The sequence below is a fragment of the Rhodococcus opacus genome (assembly GCF_012396235.1).
Taxonomy (GTDB): domain Bacteria; phylum Actinomycetota; class Actinomycetes; order Mycobacteriales; family Mycobacteriaceae; genus Rhodococcus_F; species Rhodococcus_F opacus.
The window spans coordinates 150,310-175,459 of record NZ_JAAXPA010000014.1 but is presented as its reverse complement, the minus strand read 5'-3'; the positions used below and the strand labels follow the sequence as shown (position 1 = coordinate 175,459).

Annotated in this window: 21 protein-coding genes; 20 read left to right on the top strand and 1 reads right to left on the bottom strand. The window is 67.1% G+C overall.

All coding sequences use genetic code 11. From position 1 onward, the window contains the following. The first annotated feature begins 13 nt into the window (after positions 1 to 13). From HGB39_RS20280 to secA, 14 genes are all read left to right on the top strand, one after another. Positions 14 to 1,381 (top strand): phosphomannomutase/phosphoglucomutase, encoded by a 1,368-nt coding sequence (locus HGB39_RS20280; protein WP_043790472.1) that lies wholly within the window; start codon positions 14 to 16, stop codon positions 1,379 to 1,381. A gap of 77 nt (positions 1,382 to 1,458) precedes the next feature. Beyond that, the gene (locus HGB39_RS20275; protein ID WP_005568162.1) at positions 1,459 to 2,538 is read left to right on the top strand and encodes a hypothetical protein; all 1,080 of its coding nucleotides are present in this window, start codon (positions 1,459 to 1,461) and stop codon (positions 2,536 to 2,538) included. Beyond that, positions 2,538 to 3,770 (top strand): mannose-6-phosphate isomerase, class I, encoded by a 1,233-nt coding sequence (manA, locus tag HGB39_RS20270; protein WP_005568160.1) that lies wholly within the window; start codon positions 2,538 to 2,540, stop codon positions 3,768 to 3,770. Before HGB39_RS20275 ends, manA begins: the two co-directional genes overlap by 1 nt. A gap of 78 nt (positions 3,771 to 3,848) precedes the next feature. Beyond that, on the top strand, positions 3,849 to 4,775 hold the full coding sequence (locus tag HGB39_RS20265; RefSeq protein ID WP_005568158.1) for a cation diffusion facilitator family transporter: 927 nt from the start codon (positions 3,849 to 3,851) through the stop codon (positions 4,773 to 4,775). A gap of 28 nt (positions 4,776 to 4,803) precedes the next feature. Further along, the gene (locus HGB39_RS20260) at positions 4,804 to 6,312 is read left to right on the top strand and encodes an amino acid permease (RefSeq protein WP_005568156.1); all 1,509 of its coding nucleotides are present in this window, start codon (positions 4,804 to 4,806) and stop codon (positions 6,310 to 6,312) included. An 84-nt stretch (positions 6,313 to 6,396) separates the two neighbouring features. Next, positions 6,397 to 7,017, top strand: coding sequence for a TetR/AcrR family transcriptional regulator (locus HGB39_RS20255; protein WP_043790470.1), 621 nt, complete (start codon positions 6,397 to 6,399; stop codon positions 7,015 to 7,017). A gap of 90 nt (positions 7,018 to 7,107) precedes the next feature. Continuing rightward, positions 7,108 to 8,592 (top strand): adenosylhomocysteinase, encoded by a 1,485-nt coding sequence (gene ahcY, locus HGB39_RS20250; RefSeq protein WP_043790469.1) that lies wholly within the window; start codon positions 7,108 to 7,110, stop codon positions 8,590 to 8,592. 56 nt (positions 8,593 to 8,648) lie between these two features. After that, positions 8,649 to 9,332, top strand: coding sequence for a dTMP kinase (locus HGB39_RS20245; RefSeq protein WP_005568149.1), 684 nt, complete (start codon positions 8,649 to 8,651; stop codon positions 9,330 to 9,332). Between the two features lie 45 nt (positions 9,333 to 9,377). Continuing rightward, complete coding sequence (mtrA, locus tag HGB39_RS20240) at positions 9,378 to 10,055, top strand: MtrAB system response regulator MtrA (protein WP_005240059.1); 678 nt, start codon at positions 9,378 to 9,380, stop codon at positions 10,053 to 10,055. Continuing rightward, entirely contained in the window at positions 10,052 to 11,824 is a 1,773-nt protein-coding gene (gene mtrB / locus HGB39_RS20235; RefSeq protein WP_043790468.1) for an MtrAB system histidine kinase MtrB, read from the top strand. Before mtrA ends, mtrB begins: the two co-directional genes overlap by 4 nt. Continuing rightward, positions 11,821 to 13,614 carry an MtrAB system accessory lipoprotein LpqB gene (gene lpqB, locus HGB39_RS20230; protein ID WP_064080333.1) on the top strand — a complete coding sequence of 598 codons (1,794 nt, stop codon included), beginning with the start codon at positions 11,821 to 11,823 and terminating at the stop codon, positions 13,612 to 13,614. The genes mtrB and lpqB overlap by 4 nt, the downstream gene beginning before the upstream one ends. A 31-nt stretch (positions 13,615 to 13,645) precedes the next feature. Further along, positions 13,646 to 14,344: a ComF family protein gene (locus HGB39_RS20225; RefSeq protein WP_064080334.1), complete on the top strand. Its 699-nt coding sequence runs from the start codon at positions 13,646 to 13,648 to the stop codon at positions 14,342 to 14,344. Positions 14,345 to 14,515: 171 nt separating this feature from the next. Continuing rightward, positions 14,516 to 15,193, top strand: coding sequence for a ribosome hibernation-promoting factor, HPF/YfiA family (gene hpf / locus HGB39_RS20220; protein ID WP_005568143.1), 678 nt, complete (start codon positions 14,516 to 14,518; stop codon positions 15,191 to 15,193). A 151-nt stretch (positions 15,194 to 15,344) separates the two neighbouring features. Continuing rightward, positions 15,345 to 18,215: a preprotein translocase subunit SecA gene (secA, locus tag HGB39_RS20215; protein WP_064080335.1), complete on the top strand. Its 2,871-nt coding sequence runs from the start codon at positions 15,345 to 15,347 to the stop codon at positions 18,213 to 18,215. Positions 18,216 to 18,231: 16 nt separating this feature from the next. On the opposite strand, the gene HGB39_RS20210 is transcribed toward secA, so the two are convergent. Then, complete coding sequence (locus HGB39_RS20210) at positions 18,232 to 18,756, bottom strand: Rv3235 family protein (protein WP_005562538.1); 525 nt, start codon at positions 18,754 to 18,756, stop codon at positions 18,232 to 18,234. Between the two features lie 105 nt (positions 18,757 to 18,861). On the opposite strand from HGB39_RS20210, the gene HGB39_RS20205 reads away from it, so the two are divergent. From HGB39_RS20205 to HGB39_RS20180, 6 genes are all read left to right on the top strand, one after another. Then, positions 18,862 to 19,299 (top strand): HAD-IA family hydrolase, encoded by a 438-nt coding sequence (locus HGB39_RS20205; RefSeq protein WP_037204691.1) that lies wholly within the window; start codon positions 18,862 to 18,864, stop codon positions 19,297 to 19,299. Next, positions 19,293 to 20,717, top strand: coding sequence for a WS/DGAT/MGAT family O-acyltransferase (locus HGB39_RS20200; RefSeq protein ID WP_005259739.1), 1,425 nt, complete (start codon positions 19,293 to 19,295; stop codon positions 20,715 to 20,717). Before HGB39_RS20205 ends, HGB39_RS20200 begins: the two co-directional genes overlap by 7 nt. A 30-nt stretch (positions 20,718 to 20,747) precedes the next feature. After that, entirely contained in the window at positions 20,748 to 21,260 is a 513-nt protein-coding gene (locus HGB39_RS20195) for a DUF6912 family protein (protein ID WP_005259738.1), read from the top strand. Positions 21,261 to 21,351: 91 nt separating this feature from the next. Continuing rightward, the gene (locus tag HGB39_RS20190) at positions 21,352 to 22,467 is read left to right on the top strand and encodes a ferredoxin reductase (protein ID WP_005562534.1); all 1,116 of its coding nucleotides are present in this window, start codon (positions 21,352 to 21,354) and stop codon (positions 22,465 to 22,467) included. Positions 22,468 to 22,529: 62 nt separating this feature from the next. After that, on the top strand, positions 22,530 to 23,786 hold the full coding sequence (locus tag HGB39_RS20185; RefSeq protein WP_005259736.1) for a fatty acid desaturase family protein: 1,257 nt from the start codon (positions 22,530 to 22,532) through the stop codon (positions 23,784 to 23,786). 112 nt (positions 23,787 to 23,898) lie between these two features. After that, positions 23,899 to 25,137, top strand: a complete 1,239-nt coding sequence (locus HGB39_RS20180; RefSeq protein ID WP_005562532.1) for a fatty acid desaturase family protein — start codon at positions 23,899 to 23,901, stop codon at positions 25,135 to 25,137. The last annotated feature ends 13 nt before the right edge of the window (positions 25,138 to 25,150 follow it).

Sequence of the window (25,150 nt, the reverse complement as noted above, 5' to 3'; positions counted from 1 at the left end):
GGAGAAACAAGAAGTGGCGCGATCAGCCGAGTCCGTACATGCCGTGATCAAGGCTTACGACGTGCGGGGTGTCGTCGGTGAACACATCGACTCCGCGTTCGTGCAGGACGTGGGTGGCGCATTCGCACGACTCGTTCGCGAGGACAGCGCCACGAAGGTCGTGATCGGCTACGACATGCGCGCGTCTTCCCCCGATCTGGCCCGCGCGTTCGCCGACGGCGTCACCGCCCAGGGTCTGGACGTCGTCCTCATCGGACTCGCGTCCACCGATCAGCTGTATTTCGCTTCGGGGCTGTTCGACTGCCCGGGTGCGATGTTCACGGCGAGCCACAACCCGGCGAAATACAACGGCATCAAGCTGTGCCGCGCAGGCGCGAAGCCGGTGGGGCAGGAGACGGGCCTCGCCACCATTGCAGCCGAGGTCGTCGACGGGGTTCCCGCGTTCGACGGTGCTCCCGGCACGGTGTCCGAGGAGGACGTGCTCGAGCAGTACGCGAGTTTCGTCCGCGGACTGGTGAACCTCTCCGACCTCCGCCCGCTGACGGTGGCCGTCGACGCGGGCAACGGCATGGGCGGGCACACCGTCCCCGCCGTGTTCGAGCCGATGCCGGTGAAGCTGGAACCGCTGTACTTCGAACTCGACGGCACGTTCCCGAATCACGAGGCGAACCCGCTCGACCCGGCGAACCTCGTGGACCTGCAGCGGTACGTCCGTGAGACCGGGGCCGACATCGGTCTGGCCTTCGACGGCGACGCCGACCGCTGCTTCGTGGTCGACGAACTCGGCAACCCGGTGTCGCCGTCCGCCGTCACGGCCCTGGTCGCCGAGCGGGAGCTGGCCAAGGAGCCCGGCGCGACCGTCATCCACAACCTCATCACGTCCCGCGCGGTGCCGGAGCTGGTGACCGAGCTGGGCGGACACCCGGTCCGCACCCGGGTGGGGCATTCGTTCATCAAGCAGCAGATGGCCGAGACGCGCGCGATCTTCGGCGGCGAGCACTCCGCGCACTACTACTTCCGCGACTTCTGGGGCGCCGACTCCGGCATGCTCGCCGGACTGCACGTCCTCGCGGCACTGGGGGAGCAGGATCGTCCGCTGTCCGAACTGATGGCGAAGTACGAGCGGTACGCGGCGTCGGGCGAGATCAACTCGACCGTCGCGGACGCCGCCGAACGGACCGCCGCGGTGCTGTCGGAGTTCGCCGAGCGCACCGCGGACGTGGATCGGCTCGACGGTGTCACGGTCGCACTGGCGGACGGCGCGTGGTTCAACTTGCGGGCCTCCAACACCGAACCGCTCCTGCGACTCAACGTGGAGGCGGCGACGGCGGCCGAGGTAGATGCACTCGTTACCGAGATACTGGGCATCGTCCGAGCCTGACTGCCATAGTTGGAAGTACAGGTTCTGCTCGTGCTGCGAATGTGGCTTGCACCGATGAAGAAAGGGGGTGCGGTGTCATGACAGCGCCGACGCCCCTGGTCGATCTGGACGACGGGGACGCACTGGTTGCGGCGGACACCGAGGGTGTGTTGCGATCCGCCGCCATGGGGGGTGCCCAGATCCGGGCGACCCGGTCCGCGGTCGAGGAGGGGGCTCTCGAACGACTGCAGGGGCTGCGTCCGCGCAGCGTGGTGGTGGTGACCGGTGCGGGGCGTGCCAGTCGCGGCGCGGCGATCCTGACGGCGGTCCTCGCCGAACGGATCGGTTTCCCGCTGGTGCGCGCCACCCGGACCCCCGTGTGGGTGGGCCCGCTCGACGTGGTCGTGGTGGCCGGCGACGACGCAGGCGACCCACGACTCGTGCAGGCCATCGATGCGGCGGTGCGCCGCGGCGCCGAAGTGGTGGTGGCGGCACCGGACGAGGGACCCTTGCAGGCCGCGGCGGCCGGACGCGTCGTCATGTTCGCGCCGCGGGTCCGGGCACTCACCCGGCACGGTCTGCTGCGGTACTTCGCCGTTCTGCTGGCCGTCCTCCGGGTGGTCGGTTCGGAACGCTGGGGTGACGAGGTTCCCGACCTCGAGCAGATCGCCGACGCCGTCGACGGTGAGGCGCTGCGCGACAGGCCGAACAGCGAGGTGTTCCACAATCCCGCGAAATCGTTGGCCTCCCGCATGCAGGGACGCCGAATCGTGCTCACGGGCGATACGGAGAGCACGGTGGAACTGGCCCGGCACGGCGCCGAGGCGCTGCTGCACGCGGGCCGGGTGGTGACCGCGTCGGAGCTTCCGGACGTTCTGAGCGCGGCGGGCACGTTCCGTGTCGACCAGGCGCTCTCGGCGCACGACTCGATATTCCACGATCCCGAGTTGGACGGTCCACCGTCGGCGAGCCCGGTGCGCACGTTCGTGCTGTCGGCAGACGCCGATCGGATGCTCGTCGAACGCAGGATCGCCGCCCTGGGCGACGTCGATCTCGTCCTCGCGTCCTCGGACGAGGGTCAGGTTCCGTCGCAGCGTCCCGAGCTGGAACAGGCGGCGGTTCTCGTCGGCAGGCTCGACATGACTGCCGCGTACCTCCAATTGATCGGCGGTATCTAGTGCACCGACTCGAAGGTGCGCTCCGGTCCTACGCGTGGGGATCGCGCACAGCCATCGCACAGCTGCGTGGACTTCCGGTTCCCACGGCGCATCCGGAGGCGGAACTGTGGTTGGGCGCGCACCCGGGTGATCCCGCCCGCGTCCTCACCGAGGAGGGGCCCCGGTCCCTTCTGGACCTGGTGCACTCGGAACCCGAACGCCAGCTCGGCAAGCGGAGTGTGGAGACGTTCGGAGAACGTCTCCCGTTCCTGCTGAAGTTGCTCGCGTCGGAGGAACCACTGTCGTTGCAGGCCCATCCGAGCGCCGAGCAGGCGTGGGAGGGGTTCGCCCGGGAGAACGAGGCGGGAATACCCCTCGAATCCTCGGTGCGCAACTACAAGGACGCCAGCCACAAACCCGAACTCGTCGTGGCCCTCAGCCGGTTCCACGCGCTCGCCGGTTTCCGGGACCCTCAGCGGACGGTCAAACTGCTCGAGGCGATCGCGGTTCCGGAGCTGCAGCCCTACGCCGGCCTGATCGCCGGGCAACCCGACTCGGACGGTCTCCGCGCGTTGTTCACCACATGGATCACGTTGCCGCAGCCGGTGCTCGGCGCGCTGATGCCGAGAGTGCTCGACGGATGCGTCGCCTATCTGTCGAACACCAAGGACGGTGAGTTCGCGGCGGAGATCCGCACCGCCCTCGAATTGAGTGAGGTGTACCCGGGGGATGCGGGGGTGCTGGCCGCGCTCCTCCTGAACCGGGTCACCCTCGAACCAGGGCAGGGCCTGTACCTCGACGCGGGCAACCTCCACGCCTACCTGCACGGGATGGCCGTCGAGATCATGGCCAACTCCGACAACGTGCTGCGCGGGGGACTCACGCCCAAGCACGTGGACGTTCCGGAGTTGCTGCGCGTCCTCGACTTCGACACCGTCGACATTCCGATACTGGAAGCGGAAGAACGCCCGGGCCGTGGCGAATTCGTGTACTCCACACCGGCGCCGGAATTCGTCCTCGCGCGGATCGATCTGTCGCCGGACGGCCCCACGGAGCACCGGCTCGACTCGGAGGGGCCGCACATTCTGCTGTGCACCTCGGGTTCGGTGGAGTTGCGGTGCGGAACCGTTGCCCTCGACCTGTCCCAGGGCAACGCCGTCTGGATCGCGGCCGAGGACCCCGAAGTCGTGGTGACCGCGGGCACCGAGTCTGCCCAGTTGTTCAGTGCGAGGGTCGGCCCGCCGATCGCGTAGCCTGTGACCCGCCCTGCGATCCGAGAAGGGCTCCGCGGCCCGTCGTGAGGGTCGTGTGCGACCGAGAGGAGAAGTCAGTTGTCGGCTCATGGGGGAAAGAAGGCGATTCTCGCCGCGCTCGGCGCCAATGCCGGTATCGCGGTAGCCAAGTTCGCCGGCTTCCTGATCACCGGCTCGTCGTCCATGCTGGCGGAATCCGTGCACTCGGTGGCCGACACCTCCAACCAGGGCCTGCTCCTGCTCGGCCAGAAGAAGGCCGAACGCGCCGCCGACGATCTGCACCAGTTCGGTTACGGGCGTAGCCGCTACTTCTACTCGTTCGTCGTCGCGCTCGTGTTGTTCAGCCTCGGTTCGCTGTTCGCGATCTACGAGGGCATCCACAAGATCCAGCACCCCGAGGAACTCACGTCGCCCCTCGTGGCGGTGGTCATCCTGGTGATCGCCATCGGGCTCGAGACGTTCAGCTTCCTCACCGCCGTGCGGGAGTCGCGTCCCCTCAAGGGGAAGGCGAGCTGGTGGGGATTCATTCGCACGTCGCGCAGCCCGGAGCTTCCCGTCGTGCTGCTCGAGGACACCGGCGCACTGGTCGGTCTGGTCCTCGCTCTCGGTGGTGTCGGACTGACGATGCTCACCGGCGATCCGGTGTGGGACGGTGTCGGCACCCTCTGCATCGGCGCCCTGCTCGGAATCATCGCGATCATCCTCATCGTCGAGATGCAGAGCCTGCTGATCGGTGAGGGAGCCACCGCAGACGAGGAGGCGCGGATTCTCGCCGCCCTCGTCGACGGTGAGAAGATCGAGCGCGTCATCCACTGCAAGACGCAGTACCTCGGACCCGAGGAAATCCTCGTGGCCGCGAAAGTGGCCGTGGCCGCCGGATCGGACATCAGCGCCGTCGCCGAAGCCATCGACGAGGCCGAGGCGCGAGTGCGCGGCGCAGTCCCCGCGGCTCGCCGCATCTACATCGAACCCGATCTGTTCCGGGCAACCGAAGGCATAGGCTGAACGGCAACTTTCGATTGAGGAGGCTGATGTGGCCATCCAGGACAAAGGCAGCGGAGAACCGCACCTGAGCGGCAGGCCGACCGGATTGTTCCGCACCAAGTCGATCGAGCAGTCGATCCGAGACACGGACGAACCGGAAACCAAGCTCCGCAAGGATCTGACGGCGTGGGACCTGACCGTCTTCGGTGTCGCCGTCGTCATCGGCGCCGGCATCTTCACGCTCACCGCGCGCACCGCAGGCAACGTCGCCGGTCCGTCCGTGTCGGCGGCGTTCGTGATCGCCGCCATCGCGTGCGGGCTCGCCGCGCTCTGCTACGCCGAGTTCGCCTCGACCGTTCCGGTCGCGGGCAGCGCGTACACGTTCTCGTACGCGACGTTCGGTGAACTGATCGCGTGGATCATCGGCTGGGACCTCATCCTCGAATTCGCGCTCGCCGCGTCGGTCGTGGCGAAGGGCTGGTCGCTCTATCTCGGTGAGGTGATCGGCAACCACACACCGGTGGCGCAGCTCGGCTCGGTCACGTTCGACTGGGGTGCGGTACTCATCGTCGCGATCATCACCGTCGTGCTGGCGACGGGCACCAAGCTGTCGTCGCGGGTCTCACTCGTAATCACCTCGATCAAGGTGGCCGTGGTGCTCGTCGTGGTGGTGGTCGGCGCGTTCTACATCGACACCGACAACTACTCCCCGTACATTCCCCCGTCCGAGGCGGGCAGCACGGGCGAGGGCATCCACCAGTCCCTGTTCTCCTACGTCACGGGTGCCGGCGGCAGCACGTTCGGCTGGTACGGCCTGCTGGCGGCGGCGAGCCTGGTGTTCTTCGCGTTCATCGGTTTCGACATCGTCGCCACCACCGCCGAGGAGACGAAGGATCCGCAGAAGGCGTTGCCCCGCGGAATTCTGGGATCGCTGCTGATCGTGACGATCCTGTACGTGGCGGTGACGCTGGTGCTCACCGGCATGGTCGACTACCACGAATTGGCCGGGGACAGTTCCAATCTGGCCACGGCGTTCGGCATCCACGGGGTCACGTGGGCGAAGAACCTGATCTCGTTCGGTGCGCTCGCCGGTCTCACCACCGTGGTGATGGTGCTGATGCTCGGGCAGACCCGGGTTCTGTTCGCCATGTGCCGGGACGGACTGATGCCGAGGCGCCTGGCGCCGACCGGCAAGCACGGCACACCCGTTCGGATCACCATGCTCGTCGGTGTCGTGGTGGCCGTGCTCGCGGGCATCTTCCCGATCGGCACCCTCGAGGAAATGGTCAACATCGGAACGCTGTTCGCGTTCGTCCTCGTGTCGGTCGGCGTGATCGTGCTGCGCCGGACGCGACCGGACCTGCCCCGCGGATTCCGTGTCCCACTGGTTCCGTGGGTGCCTGTCCTCGCCGTCCTCGCCTGCCTGTGGCTGATGGTGAATCTGTCGGTCGAGACGTGGATCCGGTTCATCGTGTGGATGGCGCTCGGCGTGATCATCTACTTCGCCTACAGCCGCCGCCATTCGATGATGGAGAGAAGAAGTCGCGGCGAGGTCTGACACGCAACGGGATTCGACGGCCGGGGGTCGGAGCGGCAGTACCGGGCGAGTACCCCGGAGGCGGCGGGCACTAATGTCTTCGCCATGACTTCGTCGCGTGTCCGGGTGCCCTATCAGGAGGCTGCGCGGCTGCTGCTGCGTCAGTCGGTGCTCGATGCGATGCGGGATCTCCTGTTCGAGAAGGACTGGTCGGACATCACGATGTCGGATGTCGCGGCCGGCGCCGGGGTGAGCAGGCAGACGCTCTACAACGAGTTCAAGTCGCGGCAGGGGCTGGCGGAGGCGTACGCCCTCCGGTTGGCCGACGAACTGGTCGACGCGGTCGACGAGGCGCTGGCGGCGAACGTCGGGGAAGGCCGCGCCGCGCTGCTTTCCGGATTCACCGCGTTCTTCGCAGCCAGCCTGTCCGACCCGCTCGTGCAGTCACTTCTGCGTGGCGAGACCAAGCCCGATCTGCTGCGTCTGATCACGACCGAGAGCGCGCCGATCATCGAGCGGGCGTCGACGCGGCTCGCCGACGTCTTCCAGCGGGGCTGGGTGCGGGCGAACCCGTCGGACGCGGGGATTCTCAGCCGCGCCATCGTGCGCCTCGCTATGAGTTACATCTCGATGCCACCCGAATCCGAGGCCAACGTCGCCGAGGATCTGGGTGCTCTTCTGGGGCCTTTCGTGGACGAGGCGGTCGACGGGGCCGATCGGGAGTGACCGCCCCGCGGCGGAGCCTCACGTGAGTGTGACCCTCGGGACGCAGTACCGATAGCCTTGACCGAAACAGCAGTCAACCAGGAGAGGCAGATGACGACCTCAGTTTCAACCATGCCCGTGGCCGAGAGCCGAAACGGGATCGATTTCAAGGTGGCGGACCTTTCGCTCGCCGAGTTCGGCCGCAAGGAGATCCGGCTCGCCGAGCACGAGATGCCGGGACTGATGGCGCTTCGCCGCGAGTACGCAGAGGTGCTGCCGCTCAAGGGTGCTCGCATTTCCGGTTCGCTGCACATGACCATCCAGACGGCCGTCCTCATCGAGACGCTCACCGCACTGGGCGCCGAGGTCCGCTGGGCCTCGTGCAACATCTTCTCGACGCAGGATCACGCCGCCGCCGCGATCGTCGTCGGCCCGCACGGCACGCCCGAGGAGCCGCAGGGCACCCCGGTCTTCGCGTGGAAGGGCGAGACGCTCGAGGAGTACTGGTGGGCCGCCGAGAAGATGCTCACCTGGCCGGACGCCGACAAGCCCGCGAACATGATCCTCGACGACGGCGGCGACGCCACGATGCTCGTCCTCAAGGGCGCGCAGTTCGAGAAGGCCGGCGTCGTGCCGCCCACCGACGACGAGCAGGATTCCGACGAGTACAAGGTGTTCCTCGCCCTGCTGCGTCAGTCCCTCGACGCGGACAAGACCAAGTGGACCACGGTTGCGGAGTCGGTCCAGGGCGTCACCGAGGAGACCACGACCGGTGTCCTGCGTCTCTACCAGGTCGCGGCCGCCGGGGAACTCACGTTCCCGGCCATCAACGTCAACGACTCGGTCACCAAGAGCAAGTTCGACAACAAGTACGGCACCCGGCACTCGCTGCTCGACGGCATCAACCGCGGCACCGACGTCCTGATCGGCGGCAAGGCCGCGCTCGTCTGCGGTTACGGCGACGTCGGCAAGGGTTGTGCGGAGGCTCTGCGCGGACAGGGTGCCCGCGTCGCGGTCACCGAGGTCGACCCCATCAACGCTCTCCAGGCGCTGATGGACGGCTTCGAGGTGAAGACGGTCGAGCAGGCCATCGGCTGGGCCGACATCGTCATCACGTCCACGGGCAACAAGGACATCATCACGTTCGAGCACATGAAGCAGATGAAGCACCAGGCCATCCTGGGCAACATCGGCCACTTCGACAACGAGATCGACATGGCCGGCCTCGAGCGGTCCGGCGACGTCACCCGCATCAACATCAAGCCGCAGGTGGACGAGTTCCGGTTCAACGACGGCCACTCGATCATCGTGCTGTCCGAGGGTCGCCTGCTGAACCTCGGCAACGCCACCGGCCACCCCTCGTTCGTGATGAGCAACAGCTTCTCCAACCAGGTGATCGCGCAGATCGAACTGTGGACGAAGCCGGAGGAGTACGACAACGAGGTGTACCGCCTCCCGAAGCACCTCGACGAGAAGGTCGCGAAGATCCACGTCGAAGCGCTCGGTGGCACGCTCACCAAGCTCACGAAGGAGCAGGCCGAGTACATCGGCGTCGACGTCGAGGGCCCGTTCAAGCCCGAGCACTACCGGTACTAGAGGCCGCGGCGTCCCCCGGTCCGTCGCGCACGGGCCGGGGGATAGCCTTCTTCCTCGTGGGAAAACTGATTGCGCTGGAAGGCCTGGACGGCGCGGGCAAGCGAACACTCGTCGGCGCAGTGGTGACACGCCTCATCGAGCAGGGTCTGACGGTCGGCACCCTCGACTTTCCGCGGTACGGCAGGTCCGTGCACGCCGATCTGGCGTCCGAGGCCCTCAAGGGCGCGCACGGTGACCTCAGCGACTCCGTGCACGCGATGGCGGTGATGTTCGCGCTGGACCGGTCCGGTGCCGTCGGGGAGCTGTCGGCGCTGCTCGCCGAACACGACCTGGTGATTCTCGACCGCTACGTGGCGTCCAACGCCGCGTATGGTGCGGCCCGGTTGCATCAGGGGGCGGACGGGGAGTTCGTCGGCTGGGTGGGGAACCTCGAATTCGAGCGGCTGGGGCTGCCCCGGCCCGACCTGCAGCTGTATCTGGACGTTCCCGTGGCACTCGCCGAGCAACGCGCCCGCGGCCGCGAATCGGCGGATGCGAGCCGGTCGCTGGACGCCTACGAACGCGACCGTGGACTGCAGGAACGCACCGGCGAGGTGTACCGGGAGCTGGCCGGGAAGGACTGGATTTCGCCGTGGTGGGTGCTCACCCCGGACACCGATCCGGTCACGCTCGCCGAAAACCTGGCACTCTTGAGTGACGACACGGCACGCCGTGACGAGAAAGAACACGGCACGCCGTAACGGCGAACGGGCTGTTACGGCCTCCGAAGATGCAACGATAGGGACATGAAGCCAAGGATTCTGGTTGTCGACGACGACACTGCGCTCGCGGAGATGCTCACGATCGTCCTCCGCGGCGAAGGATTCGATCCGTATGTGGTGGGGGACGGGACCCAGGCGCTCACCGCCGTCCGGGAGACACGCCCGGACCTGGTGCTGCTCGACCTGATGCTGCCCGGCATGAACGGCATCGACGTGTGCCGGGTCCTGCGCGCCGACTCCGGTGTCCCCATCGTGATGCTGACCGCGAAGACGGACACCGTCGACGTGGTCCTCGGATTGGAATCCGGCGCGGACGACTACATCATGAAGCCGTTCAAGCCGAAGGAGCTGGTGGCGCGGGTCCGGGCACGGCTTCGCCGGACCGAGGACGAGCCGGCCGAATTGCTCAGCATCGCCGACATCGTCATCGACGTCCCCGCCCACAAGGTGAGCCGGGGCGAAGAACTGATCTCCCTCACCCCCCTCGAGTTCGACCTCCTGGTGGCTCTGGCGCGCAAACCGCGACAGGTGTTCACCCGTGAGGTCCTGCTCGAGCAGGTGTGGGGTTACCGACATGCAGCCGACACCCGACTGGTCAACGTGCACGTTCAGCGTCTGCGGGCCAAGGTCGAGACTGATCCCGAGAATCCCGAAGTGGTTTTGACGGTCAGGGGGGTCGGCTACAAGGCCGGACCGCCGTGACAGGTGTTTCCCGATGGCGGCGTCGTGTCAACCGACGCGTTTCGCCGATCCTTCGGTGGGGTCACTCACTGAGCAATACCCTCGCGCACACATGGCGTCGTTCGCTGCAGCTGAGGGTCGTCGTCTCGACGTTGACGTTGTCGCTCATCGTCATCGTCGTGCTCGGCGTCGTGCTGACGAGCCAGATCACCGACCGTCTGCTCGAAACGAAGATCAACGCGGCGACCGAGGAGATGGACCGTGCCCGCAGCACGGTCGAGGGGCAGCTGGCGGGGGCGGACGACAGTAGTTCGCCCACCACTCAGCTCGACGGTGCCCGGGCTGCGCTGACGAACCGGGAGCCCGACGCCGGTCAGGCGTCGGGGTCGGCGGGAACGTTCGATCCTGTGCTCATCGTGCCCGGTGACGGCCCCCGCGCCCCGACGTCCAGCGGCCCGGCGGACCAGATTCCGGAATCACTGCGGGCGTTCGTCCAGGCCGGTCAGGTGGCCTACCAGTTCGCCACGGTCAACGATCCCGAAGGCTATTCGGGGCCGGCGCTGATCGTCGGGAGCCCGACCGCATCCGCGATCTCCACGCTCGAGTTGTACCTGGTGTTCCCGCTGGCCAGTGAGGACCGCAGTCTGTCGCTGGTCCGCGGCACGCTGCTGGTGGGTGGTGCGGTGCTCGCCGTGCTGCTCGCGGCCATCGCGCTCCTCGTCGCCCGGCAGGTGGTTCTGCCGATCCGGTCGGCGTCCCGGATCGCGGTGCGCTTCGCCGACGGCCGGCTGAAGGAACGCATGCCCGTGCGCGGCGAGGACGACATGGCCCGGCTGGCGATGTCGTTCAACGAGATGGCGGAGAGCCTGTCCAAGCAGATCACCCAGCTCGAGGAGTTCGGAAATCTTCAGAAGAGATTCACCTCCGACGTGAGCCACGAGCTGCGGACACCGCTGACGACGGTGCGCATGGCGGCCGATCTCATCCACGACGGCAGCGACGATCTCGACCCTGTGCTCCGGCGGTCGTCGGAGTTGCTGGTCGCCGAACTCGACCGGTTCGAGGGGCTGCTGGCCGACCTCCTCGAGATCAGCAGGCACGACGCCGGTGTCGCGGAACTGGCCGCCGAGCAACTCGACGTCCGGATGTGTGCGCGTGCGGCGGTCTCGACGGTCCGTCACCTCGCGCGCGAGAGCGGGACCGAACTGATCGTGGACCTGCCCGATCAGGCAGTCATGGCCGAGGTGGACCCGCGTCGCGTGGAACGCATTCTGCGGAACCTGCTCGCGAACGCGATCGATCACGGAGAAGGCAAACCGGTGCTGCTGCGCCTGCGCGCCGACGACAGCGCTGCGGCGTTCATCGTGCGCGACCAGGGCGTGGGTCTGCGGCCGGGCGAGGAGAAGCTGGTGTTCAACAGGTTCTGGCGGTCCGACCCGTCGCGGGTGCGGCGGTCGGGCGGTACCGGCCTCGGACTCGCGATCAGTGTGGAGGACGCGAATCTCCACGACGGCAGGCTCGAGGCGTGGGGCGAACCCGGCCAAGGCGCCTGCTTCCGGTTGACGCTGCCGCGGGTGCGGGGCCGCAAGGTCGTGTCGAGCCCGCTGCCGCTGAAACCGGGAACCGCGAAATACGTTCAGGGTCAGCCTGTCCCGGGCGACACCACGTTGCCGGTGCGCAACGAGAGCCCGGAGACGGTGGCCGACGAATCCCGCACGGTTCCCAAGAAGCGCGAGCGCGCGCACGTCGGTGACCGAGACGGTTCGCACCTTCCGGAGCAGGACCTGTGACGCCCCGGCGGCGATCCGCCCTGCTGTCGCGGTCGGTATGCGGAGCGATCGTCCTCGCGGTGCTCGTGACGGTCAGCGGGTGCGCGAGCCTCCCGGATTCCTCCACACCGCAGGCGATCGGCACGATCAACCGTGACTCGCCCGGATCGAGCGTCGCGGCCCCCGCGCCGGGGCGTGAACCCGACCTGCTGCTCCGCGACTTCTTCAAGGCCAGTACCGATCCGTCCAACCGGCACCTCGCGGCCCGTCAATTCCTCACCCCCGGTGTGACCGGCAGGTGGGACGACGCGGCCAGCGCGACCATCGTCGACAAGGTCGACGTCCTCCCGGAGACGCGGTCCGCCGACAAGGCGACGTACACGATCCGCGCCAACAAGGTGGGGCAGCTCGAGCCCGGCGGACTGTACGTGGCGGAGGAGGGCAGCTTCGAGACGAAGATCAGCCTCGAGCTACTCGACGGGGAGTGGCGGATCTCCGAGCTCCCCGCCGGCGTGATCCTGGACCGGGCACAGTTCCTGAACACCTATCAGCGCAAATCGCTGTACTTCCTCGATCCGGCCGGGACGACGGTCGTGCCGGATCCGCGCTGGGTGTCGGGCGCCCAGGACCAGATGGCGTCGCAGTTGATCGGCTTGCTGATCGACGGGCCGAAGGCCGCCCTGGCCCCGGCCGTGCGCAACGAGCTCGGCGACGGCGTGTCGGTGCGGGGCCCGATCACGAAGGCCGACGGCGGCACCGCGCAGGTGGGGGTGGGGCTCGGCGGCATCCGGATCGATTTCGCCGGCGTGCCGCCCATGGACGCGCAGGCGAAGCAGCTGTTCGCGGCGCAGGTGATCTGGACGCTGGCCAACGCGGAGATCTCGGGCCCCTATGTGCTGCTCGCCGACGGCGAGCCCTTCGACGAGCGGTTCCCGAACGGGTGGACCACCGCCGACGTCGCGTCGATGAATCCGTTCGCGACCTCGAGCGCCACCGTGGGGCTGCACGCGCTGCGCGAGGGGTCGATGGTGAGCGTCACCGAGACCGGGGTCACCCCGGTGCCCGGGTACTTCGGTTCGGCCCGCAACATGCGTTCGCTCGCGCTGTCGCAGGACGGAAAGCTGGTCGCCGCGGTCGCGGACACGGGGCGTCCCGCCCCGGAACCCGCGAGTTCGCTGATGGTCGGCGCGTACGAGGACGGTGCCGCGTCGGTGCTCGAAGGCGGCGCGATCACCCGCCCGACATGGGCACCCGACAATTCGGCGATCTGGGCAGCGGTCAACGGCAACACGGTGATTCGGGTGTTGCGCGAGCCCGGCACCGGCCGGACGTCGGTGGTCAACGTCGACGCCGGCGCCGTCACCGCGCTGGGTGCCACGATCACCGAGTTGCGGCTGTCCCGCGACGGGGTGCGCGCGGCACTGATCGTCGACGGCAAGGTCTACCTCGCGATCGTCACCCAGATGCCGGGTGGTGAGTACGCTTTGACGAATCCCCGTGCGGTCGCGATCGGTCTGGGCAGCCCGGCGCTGTCCCTGGACTGGAGCACGAGCGACACGATCGTCGTCGCGCGCGCGGCCTCGGACATCCCGGTGGTGCAGGTGGCCGTCGACGGATCACGGATGGACGCGCTGCCGAGCCGTAATCTGACCGCGCCGGTGGTGGCCGTGGACGCGTCGACGACCACGGAGTTCGTCGCCGACTCCCGGGCGGTGTTCCAGTTGAACAACAACGATCCGGCGGGCGACCGGTACTGGCGGGAGGTTCCCGGGTTGACGGGTGTCAAGGCGATCCCGGTCCTGCCGGGCTGAGGCTGTCGGTGCGGTCGCCGATACTGCCCGCATGCGCGCCCTGCCCGGCCTCCGGAGCCTGCTCGACCTGATCCTGCCCGCCGAATGCGGCGGGTGCGGCGTGCCGGGCACGCAGTGGTGTGCCCGCTGCGCCACGGAGCTGGCCGACGATCCCGTGCTGCTCCGGCCCCGCGTGGATCCCGGGGTCGGGGTGTGGGCACTCGGACCGTACTCGGGTGCCCGCCGTCGCGCCGTGATCGCCGCGAAGGAACGCGGGCGGCGTGATCTCGCCGCGCCCCTCGGATCCGCCGTCGCGGGCGCCCTGGGCCGTCTGCAGCAGTGGCGAGAACTCGACCCGCCGGACGTCGCCCCGGTGGTTCTGGTGCCGGCTCCGACGCGTCCCCGGGCCGCCCGTGCACGCGGTGGCGACCCCGTCACCCGGATCGCCGTCGCCGCGGTGGGAGGCAGACGCGTGTGTCCCGCGCTCGTGATGCGACGCGCCGTGCGCGATTCGGTCGGATTGAGCGCAGATCAACGTCGAGTAAACCTCGAGGGTGGCGTCCGGTTGACCCGCAGCGGTCAAGTATTCGCGCGGCATCTCGCGTCGGAACCGGCTGCACTGCAACGCATCTCGGTGGTACTGCTGGACGACGTGTCGACCACCGGGGCGACCGCCGCCGAGTCGGTCCGGGTGCTGTCGCGAGTGGGTATCCGAGTGAGCGCGGTGGTCGTCGTGGCGGGTGTCAGATGAAATTCTGCCGAACAGTGGCACTCGCGCGCGTTACGTACTAGCGTCGCGGACACACCCGAAAACACAGGTAGGAGGTGGAACTTCGAACCTGGTGCCGGGCGGACCCCCTTCCGGCATTGCTCAAACTCGCCGCCGCCCATCAAGGGGCGGGGCCGTAATCGGGAGGTACGAGTGACGACCCCTTCGCAAGCCTCGGTTTTCGTCGACGACCGCACAACGGATGCACAAGAGAAGACGGATACCCCCAACGCCGAGATCGTCGTCAAGGGACGCAACGTCGAGGTACCCGACCACTTCCGCGTGTACGTCTCCGAGAAGCTGTCGCGCCTCGAGCGCTTCGATCCCTCCATATTCCTGTTCGATGTCGAACTTCACCACGAACCCAATCGACGCCAGAGGAAGAACTGCCAGCGCGTCGAGATCACTGCCCGAGGCAAGGGGCCGGTAGCCCGAGCCGAGGCATCCGCCGACAGCTTCTATGCAGCATTCGAGTCGGTGACCGCCAAGCTCGAGAGCAGGCTCCGCCGCACCAAGGATCGCAAAAAGGTCCACTACGGGGAAAAGACCCCGGTGTCGGTGGCGGAGGCCACCGCCGCACTCGCCGAGGACGACAGTCTCGGCATCAGTCCCGACATCTCCCTGGACGGTCAGATGCCGGACGAGCACACACCGGGTCATGTCGTGCGTACCAAGGAACACAAGGCCGCGCCGATGACCGTCGACGATGCTTTGTACGAGATGGAGCTGGTAGGACACGATTTCTTCCTGTTCCACGACAAGGAGTCGGACAAGGCGACCGTCGTCTACCGGCGGCACGCGTTCGACTACGGATTGATCCGTCTGGCGTGATGAACTCCCGTTCCGCCTGACGATCCGAGCGGTCGGTCTACTCGTCCGATCGCGGAAGCGCCTACCATGGAATCCGGCCGGGGTTCTCGGACCTCCGGCCGGATTTTGTGTGTCACCCATCCACTGCCGAAGATTGAGGACGAACAAGACTGTGCCGTCGCTGTCGCTATCGAAGCTGCTCCGTGTTGGTGAAGGTCGCATGGTCAAGCGGCTCAAGCACATCGCCGACCACGTTTCCTCGCTGTCGCCCGAGGTCGAAGACCTGACCGACGAGCAACTCCGCGCGAAGACCGAGGAGTTCCGCGCCCGCTACCGCGACGGCGAGACGCTCGATGAGCTGCTGCCCGAGGCGTTCGCGGTCGCCCGCGAGGCGTCCTGGCGCGTGATCGACCAGCGGCACTTCCACGTGCAGATCATGGGCGGCGCCGCCCTCCACTTCGGCAACATCGCCGAGATGAAGACGGGTGAGGGCAAGACCCTGACCTGCGTGTTGCCCGCGTACCTCAATGCGATCGCCGGCGACGGCGTGCACGTCGTCACGGTCAACGACTACCTCGCCAAGCGCGACTCCGAGTGGATGGGCCGCGTCCACCGCTTCCTCGGCCTCGACACCAGCGTGATCCTGTCCGGCATGTCGCCGGCCGAGCGTCGCGCAGCCTATGCGGCCGACATCACATACGGCACCAACAACGAGTTCGGGTTCGACTACCTGCGCGACAACATGACGCACTCCCTGGACGATCTCGTCCAGCGCGGTCACAGCTTCGCCGTCGTCGACGAAGTCGACTCCATCCTCATCGACGAGGCCCGAACCCCCCTCATCATCTCCGGCCCCGCCGACGCCTCGAGCAAGTGGTACGCGGAATTCGCGCGCATCGCGCCCCTGCTCAAGCGTGACGTGCACTACGAGGTCGACATCCGCAAGCGCACCATCGGCGTCCACGAGGCCGGCGTCGAGCTCGTCGAGGACCAGCTCGGCATCGACAACCTGTACGAGGCCGCCAACTCGCCGCTCGTGAGCTACCTGAACAACGCCATCAAGGCCAAGGAGCTCTACACGAAGGACAAGGACTACATCGTCCGCGACGGCGAAGTGATCATCGTCGACGAGTTCACCGGCCGCGTCCTCGTCGGCCGCCGCTACAACGAGGGCATGCACCAGGCGATCGAGGCCAAGGAGAAGGTCGAGATCAAGGCCGAGAACCAGACCCTCGCCACGATCACGCTCCAGAACTACTTCCGTCTCTACGACAAGCTGTCGGGCATGACGGGTACGGCCGAGACCGAGGCCGCCGAGCTGCACCAGATCTACAACCTCGGCGTCATCCCGATCCCCACCAACCGGCCGATGGTCCGCGTCGACAACGGCGACCTGATCTACAAGACCGAGGAAGCCAAGTTCGACGCCGTCGTCGACGACGTGGTGGAGCGGCACGAGAAGGGCCAGCCCGTTCTGATCGGCACCACCAGCGTCGAGCGGTCCGAGTACCTGTCGAAGCAGTTCACCAAGCGCGGCGTGGCACACAACGTGCTGAACGCGAAGTTCCACGAGCAGGAAGCCCAGATCATCGCCGAGGCCGGCAGGTCGGGCGCCGTCACCGTGGCGACCAACATGGCCGGTCGTGGTACCGACGTCGTGCTCGGCGGCAACCCCGACATCATCGCGGACATCGCGCTCCGCAAGCAGGGACTCGACCCCGTCCACACGCCCGACGACTACGAGGCGGCGTGGGACGACGTCCTCGACCAGGTCAAGGCCGAGGTGAAAGCCGACGCGGACAAGGTTCGGGAGGCGGGCGGACTGTACGTCCTCGGCACCGAGCGGCACGAATCCCGGCGTATCGACAACCAGTTGCGCGGCCGCTCCGGCCGTCAGGGCGATCCGGGTGAGTCGCGGTTCTACCTGTCGCTCGGCGACGAGTTGATGCGACGGTTCAACGGCGCGGCCCTCGAGTCGATCATGACCCGGCTCAACCTGCCCGACGACGTTCCCATCGAGGCGAAGATGGTCTCGAAGGCCATCAAGAGCGCCCAGACGCAGGTCGAGCAGCAGAACTTCGAGATCCGCAAGAACGTCCTCAAGTACGACGAGGTGATGAACCAGCAGCGCACGGTCATCTACAACGAGCGCCGCCAGATCCTCGAAGGCAAGGACATGGAGGGCCAGGTCGAGAAGATGATCACCGACGTGGTCACCGCCTACGTCGACGGTGCCACCGCCGAGGGATACGTCGAGGACTGGGATCTCGAACAACTGTGGACGGCCCTCAAGACGCTGTACCCGGTCGGCCTCGACTACAAGGAACTGGTCGGCGACGGCGACGACGGTGAGACCAACGACATCACCGCCGACGAGCTGCGCGAGACCCTGCTGAAGGACGCACACGACGCCTACGCCCGGCGCGAGGCCGAGATCGACGGCGTCGCCGGCGAGGGATCGATGCGCGAACTGGAGCGTCGCGTCCTGCTGAGCGTGCTCGACCGCAAGTGGCGCGAACACCTCTACGAGATGGACTACCTCAAGGAGGGCATCGGCCTGCGGGCGATGGCCCAGCGTGATCCGCTCGTCGAGTACCAGCGCGAAGGTTTCGACATGTTCGGCGGCATGCTCGAGGGTCTGAAGGAGGAGTCGGTCGGATTCCTGTTCAACCTTCAGGTCGAGGCGGCCGCCCCGACGGCGGCACAGGCCCCGGGCGTGAGCGTCACCGCGGCTTCCGCAGCGGCGACGGCGTCGGCCTCGCCCGCTCCGGCACCGCCGCGGCCACTGCCCACCCAGGAGGCGGCGCAGCAGGCGCAGGGCACGGCGGCACCGTCCGCCCTCCGTGCGAAGGGCCTGGACGACGGCGAGCCCCGCGGGCTCACGTACTCCGGGCCTGCCGAGGACGGCAACGCCCAGCTCAGCCGCCGCGGAGCCGCCGAATCGGACGATGCCGCCGACGCCGGAACCCGTCGTCAGCGGCGTGAGGCCGCGCGGTCGCAGTCGAAGAGCAAGAAGGCCCCGCGGACCAAGCGCAAGCGCTGACCGCAGACGAAGACGATCAGCCGATCACCAGCGAGGTGACGGTCCAGCCCGTGTCGGACTGCTGTTCGACACGGGCTGCGATCACGAAGATCCGCGGTCCCCGGCCGTAGGTGCCGAAGGCCTCGAACGCGCACGGCTCCACCGCGCGCAGGTGCACGCGGACGAGCGTCGCGACACCGAGTCGCCGGGCGGGCGACTCCGACAGCGCGAGCGTGCGCACGACGTCGACGAGCGACGGCGTCACCAGCGGCCGCAATTGCCGTACGTTGCGGCGCCGATCCAGCACTTCGAGGACGAGCCGGAACGCCTGCTCCGTGAACCGCTGGACGTCCGGTGAGGGAAGAGGCAGCGTTCCCGGCTGTGTCGCGGCGGTGCGTGGCGACGCCCCCGAGTGGGGCGACGAGCGGTGCCTGCCGCGCCCGGACGCGTGCCGTTCGCCCGACGGCGCCGCCGAACGCCCCGGCAGAGGCGGTGCGGGAACGTCACCGGCCGCCGGCTCGAAGTGCGGCACCCGTGACAGGAACGTGTAGGACTCACTCATTTCTTACCCCCCGGTTTCGGCATGAGACGGCCGTCGTAGCGGTCATACTCGCACGGATCCCGTCGTCGTGTCGCCGAACCGGGGAGCGGACCCTAGGGTGGGGACGTGCGGGGATTGATATTGGACTTCGGAGGAGTTCTCGCGGGTCCCGGTTCGGACATGGACGGCCTGTCGTCCGTCCTCGCCGGTGCCCGGACTCGTGGGGTGCGGACCGCGATCCTCAGCAACGATCCCGGTGGTCCCGGCGCGCAGTGGCTGCGGGAACTCGGTGACGGCCGGCTGGTCGATCAGGTCGTGCTGTCCGGGGATGTCGGTGTCGCCAAACCTGATCCGCGGATCTACCGGCTGACGGCCGACGCGCTCGGTCTGGCCCCGGGGGACTGTATCTTCGTCGACGACCTGTCGGTCAATGTCCGGGGTGCGGTGGCCGTCGGGATGGTGGGTATCCACCACGTCGACGGCGGCGCCACCGCGGACGAGATAGCGATACTTCTCGAGGTCGATCGAGATGGGATGCAAGGGGGACAGGCGCCGACATGGTGACGAGACTGACTACGCAGGACGCGTCGTTCTATTTTCTCGAGGCGAGCAGTACGCCGATGCACGTGGGTTCGCTCGCGATCTTCCGCAAGCCGCGAAACGGGTTGTCCTACGAGGAATTACTGAGCCTCGTCGAGGAACGACTGAGTCTGGTCCCGCGCTACCGGCAGAAGGTGCGGGAGGTGGCGCTGGGACTGTCGCGGCCGGTCTGGGTGGACGACCAGGACTTCGACATCGAGTACCACGTCCGGCGGTCGGCGCTGCCGAAGCCCGGATCGGATGCCCAGTTGCACGATCTGGTCGCACGGCTCACGTCCCGGCCGCTCGACAACACGCGACCGCTGTGGGAGATGTACCTGGTGGAGGGGTTGTCGAACAATCGCTTCGCCATCTTCACGAAGTCCCATTCGTCGCTGGTCGACGGTGAGACGGCGCTCGAGATCGGTCAGGTGATCCTCGACCCGGCGAAGACCCGGCGTCCCATGGCCGAGGAGCTGTGGATGCCGAGCCCCGCCCCCAGTGAGTCCACACTGATCGCCGGGGCGCTGGCGGAGATGGTGGCGCGGCCGGGCGAAGGGCTGGCGGCGCTGCGGATGACGTTGGGTGACATGGCGTCCGCGCTCGGTGAGACCGTGCGCGCCGTCGGCAAGGTCGCCGCCGTCGTGCGCACCGCCACGCAGGTGGCGCCGGCGAGTCCGCTGAACGCGACCATTTCACGCAATCGGCGCTTCGCGGTGGTCAAGACCGAGCTGGGTGACTACCGGAAGATCCGCGCGCAGTACGGGTGCGAGGTCAACGACGTCATCCTCGCCGTCGTGTCGGGTGCGATGCGGTATTGGCTGCTCTCCCGCGGCGAGCCGGTGGCCGAGTCGACCACGGTCCGGGCCATGGTCCCGATGTCCGTGTACGCGACGGACCCCGAGACCGACGACGAGGAGTCACGCCGCGGCGAATGGGCGGATCCGCGAAGCATGGTGTCGTCGTTCCTCATCGACCTGCCGGTCGGGGAACCGAATGCCGTGGTGCGGCTGTCGCACGTGGCGCACGCCATGGAGGCGCACGCCAAGCAGAGCCAGAGGGTCACCGCGGAGACCCTGGTGCGGTTGTCGGGATTCGCGCCCGCCACGCTGCACGCGATGAGTGCCCGTGTCGCGAGCAGCTTCTCGCAGCGGATGTTCAACCTGATGATCACCAACGCGCCGGGACCGCAGCTGCCGCTGTACGTCGGGGGAGCGCGGATGCTCGAGATGTATCCGGTGTCGCCGCTGCTGAAAAACCAGACTTTGAGCATCGGCCTGACGTCCTACGACGGCAACGTCTACTACGGTTTGAATGCAGACCGTGACGCCATGGCCGACGTGGACGTGGTGGCGGCGCTGCTGTACGAATCTCTCGAGGAGTTGTTGGATGCCAGTCGGTGAGAAGTCCGCGGTGCGAATGACGGGTGACGCATGACGAGGGTGTACGTTCCCGCGACGATCGAGATCCTCCAGCGGCTCGTCGCCGACCGGGAGTTCGATCCGATGAGCCGTACCGCCTTCGCCGTCACCCCCACGCTCCGCGAGGCGTACTCGTCGGGCGACGACGAGGAACTGGCCGAGGTCGCGATGGCCGAGGCCGCCCGCGCCTCGCTGCGACTGATCGCGGGCCGGGTGGGGGAGAGCGGAAGCGACGGGGTTCGCTTCCGTCGCGCCGTGGTCGCCGCGGACGTGGACGAGGTGACGCCGCGGCCGGATCTCGACGACGCCGTGGTCCGGTTGCCCGGTCCGGTGACGATCGGCACGGTCGCGTCGGTGCACGTGGATCTCGCGGAGGCGGAGCCGGACATCGAACGGGCCGTGTCGGCGATCGACGAGGCGGATCTCGGGGACCCCGACGCCGAGTTCGTTCTCGGTGACGCGGAGGATCATGTCCTGGCGTGGTACGCCACTCAGGAGCTTCCGTTCCTTCTCGAACTGCTCTGACCGGTACGTCCTCTTACCTTGGGGTAACCTACGGTACCGTAACTTGATAACCTACGGTAGCGTAGGTCATGACGGAAAAGGTGGAGGTCGGATGGGTCTGAAGGATTGGATCGAGGCGCCCGCAGCAGCGGTTGTGCCCGCCAAGCGGTCCAAGCTCAATTGGTTGCGAGGTGCGGCGGCACGGCTCACGACGCCGTTGCTGCCCGACGACTACCTGCATCTCGCCAACCCACTGTGGTCGGCTCGCGAACTGCGCGGACAGATCATGGAGGTGCGCGCGGAGACCGCGGACTCGGCCACGATCGTCATCAAGCCGGGCTGGGGATTCGACTTCGACTACGAGCCCGGCCAGTACATCGGCATCGGTCTGCACATCGACGGACGCTGGCACTGGCGCTCGTACTCCCTCACCTCGCCGCCGAACTGGGACGACAAGCTCATCTCCATCGCCGTCAAGGCGATGCCCGAGGGGTTCCTGTCGAGTCACCTCGTCAACGGTGTGCCCTCGGGGACGATCGTGCGGCTCGCGACCCCCACGGGCAACTTCGCGCTGCCCGACCCGCCGCCGCAGCGGATCCTGTTCCTCACCGCGGGCAGCGGCATCACTCCCGTCATGGCGATGCTGCGCACGATGAACCGGCGCGGTCAGCTCCCCGACGTCTTCCACGTCCACTCGGCCCCCACCGACGCCGACGTGATGTTCGCCGACGAGCTCACCCGGCTCCACGAGGAGCACGACGACTTCCGGTGCAAGATCCAGCTCACCCGCAGCCAGGGCAAGTTCGCGTTGTCCTCGCTCGACGAGGTGTGTCCCGACTGGCGCGAACGGCAGACGTGGGCGTGCGGACCGCTGCCGATGCTCGACGAGATCGAGACGCTGTGGCGTGACGAGGGCATCGAGGACAAGTTGCACCTCGAGCGGTTCGCCGTCTCCCGCGCGGACACGTCCGGCGAGGGCGGGACCGTCACGTTCGCCAAGGCCGACAAGACCGTGACGATCGACGGTGCCACCACTCTCCTCGAGGCGGGTGAGCAGGTCGGGGCACTGATGCCGTTCGGCTGCCGGATGGGTATCTGCCAGACCTGTGTCGTGCCGATCCTCGCCGGGCACGCCATCGACCTGAGGTCCGGCAAGCAGCACGCCGAAGGTGACCGAGTCCAGACTTGTATCTCCGCGGCGGCAGGGGACTGCACGCTCGACGCGTGAGCGTGGGCGTGTTGTTCACCTGACTCCGCTATTCTCGGACTCTCACCAGACGGAGGAGCACGGTGGCGATCACCGACATCAAAGAGTTCGCGCATCTGACCGAAGCGGACATCGAATCGCTCGGGCGTGAGTTGGATGCGATCCGGCTCGACGTGGAGGATTCGCGCGGCGTTCGCGACGCCCGCTACATCCGCCGGGCCATCAGGGCGCAACGGCTGCTGGAGCTCGGTGGCCGGCTTGCGTTGTTCGGAAGCCGCTACCGCCCGGCCTGGCTCGCGGGCACCGCGATGCTGTCCCTCTCGAAGATCATCGAGAACATGGAACTCGGCCACAACGTGATGCACGGCCAGTGGGACTGGATGAACGATCCGGAGATCCACTCCATGTCGTGGGAGTGGGATCAGACGGGCCCCTCGGAGCATTGGAAGCGGGCGCACAACTACTCCCACCACACGTTCACCAACATCGTGGGAATGGATTCCGATGTGGGGTTCGGCATCCTCCGGATGACCCGCGACGAGGAGTGGCGGCCGATCAATCTGCTGCAGCCGTTCGCCAACATCATCCTGGCCGCCACGTTCGAGTGGGGGATCGCGCTCCACGACCTCACCTTCGCGGCCGAGCTCGAGGGTGCGGAGAAGGGTCAGCTCAATTCCCAGGCCAACAAGGATTTCGGTCGCAAGATCTTCCGTCAGGTCGGCAAGGACTTCCTGCTGTTCCCGGTGCTCGCGGGGCCGGCGTGGAAGTCGACGCTGACGGCCAACGCCACCGCCAATCTCGTGCGGAATCTGTGGGCCTATGTGGTGATCTTCTGCGGGCACTTCCCGGACGGTGCCGAGAAGTTCACGGTGGACGAGTACGAGAACGAGACCCGGCACGAGTGGTATCTCCGGCAGATGCTCGGCAGTGCCAATTTCGATTCCGGCAAGGTCATGGGTTTCATGAGCGGCAATCTCAGCTACCAGATCGAGCATCACCTGTTCCCGGACCTGCCGAGCAACCGGTACCCGGAGATCGCCGTGAAGGTGCGGGCGCTGTGCGAGAAGTACGACCTGCCGTACACCACGGGTTCGCTCGCCAAGCAGTACCTGCTGGCTCTGCGCACGATCCACAAGCTCGCCCTGCCCGACCGGTTCCTGCGGGCGACGGCGGACGACGCCCCGGAGACGTCCTCGGAACGCAAGTTCCGCGACGCCCGTGATGCGGGTGCCGCCATGGTCGAGACGTTGCGCACGGATCCCGTCACGGGGCAGCGGCGGGGTCTGCTGTCGGCGTTGCGCGCCCGCGCGGAGGCCAAGATTCCTCGACGTCGACGGTGATTTCACTCACACCTACACTCAGGTAACCTACGGTGTCGTAACTTACGGTACGGTAGGTCGAGTCAGCGCCTTTCGGGTGTGAACTGTCGACCCAGCCAGGAGGAGGTCCCCCATGGCGATTGCAGACGTCAAGGAATACGCACATCTCACCGAAGCCGACATCGAGTCGCTCGGACGCGAGCTCGATGCGATCCGGCGCGATATCGAAGAGTCCCGCGGGGAGCGTGACGCGCGGTACGTGCGAAACACGATCAGACTGCAGCGTTCCCTCGAAATCGGTGGCCGAGCCGTCCTCTTCGCGAGCAAGCGGCGTCCCGCCTGGCTGGCGGGTACGGCCATGCTGTCTCTCTCGAAGATCATCGAGAACATGGAACTCGGCCACAACGTCATGCACGGCCAGTGGGACTGGATGAACGATCCCGAGATCCACTCCACCTCGTGGGAGTGGGACGTGACGGGACCGTCCGCTCACTGGAAGCAGACGCACAACTACATTCACCACAAGTACACCAACGTCCTCGGCATGGACGACGACGTGGGGTACGGACTGCTGCGCGTCACGCGTGACCAGCGGTGGAAGCCGTTCAACACCGGCAATCTCCTGTACAACACGCTGCTCGCGCTGTTCTTCGAGTACGGAATCGCGGCGCAGCATCTCGAACTCGGCAAGGTCGCCAAGGGGCGCGTGCCGAGCGAGGAGACCCAGCGCAAGCTCCGTGAGGTCGGCGAGAAGGTCGGCAAGCAGATCCTCAAGGACTATGTCGTGCACCCCGCGGTCACGGGTCCCGCGTGGAAGAGCACGCTCACCGCAAACATCGCCGCGAACATGATCCGCAACGTGTGGACCAACGCGATCATCTTCTGTGGACACTTCCCGGACGGCGCCGAGAAGTTCACCAAGGCGGACATCGACAAGGAAACGCCGGCCGAATGGTACCTGCGGCAGATGCTCGGTAGCGCGAACATCGAGGGTGGCAAGCTGATGGACTTCATGTCCGGCAATCTCAGCTACCAGATCGAGCACCACCTGTTCCCCGACCTGCCCAGCAACCGCTACTCGGAGATTGCCGTGCGGGTGCGGGAACTGTGCGACAAGTACGACCTGCCGTACACGACCGGGCCCTTCCTCGTGCAGTACGCGAAGTCGTGGCGCACCATCGCCAAGCTGTCGTTGCCGAACAAGTACCTCAAGGCGACCGCGGACGACGCGCCGGAGACGGCGTCGGAGCGCAAGTTCGGTGGAAACACCACGGCGACAATCGATCCCGTAACCGGTCGCCGTCAGGGATTGAGTACCGCGATCAAGCGCACCCGCAAGCGCCGCGGTCTTCGCGCGCTGCTGTCCCGCTAGAAAGTACCGCTAT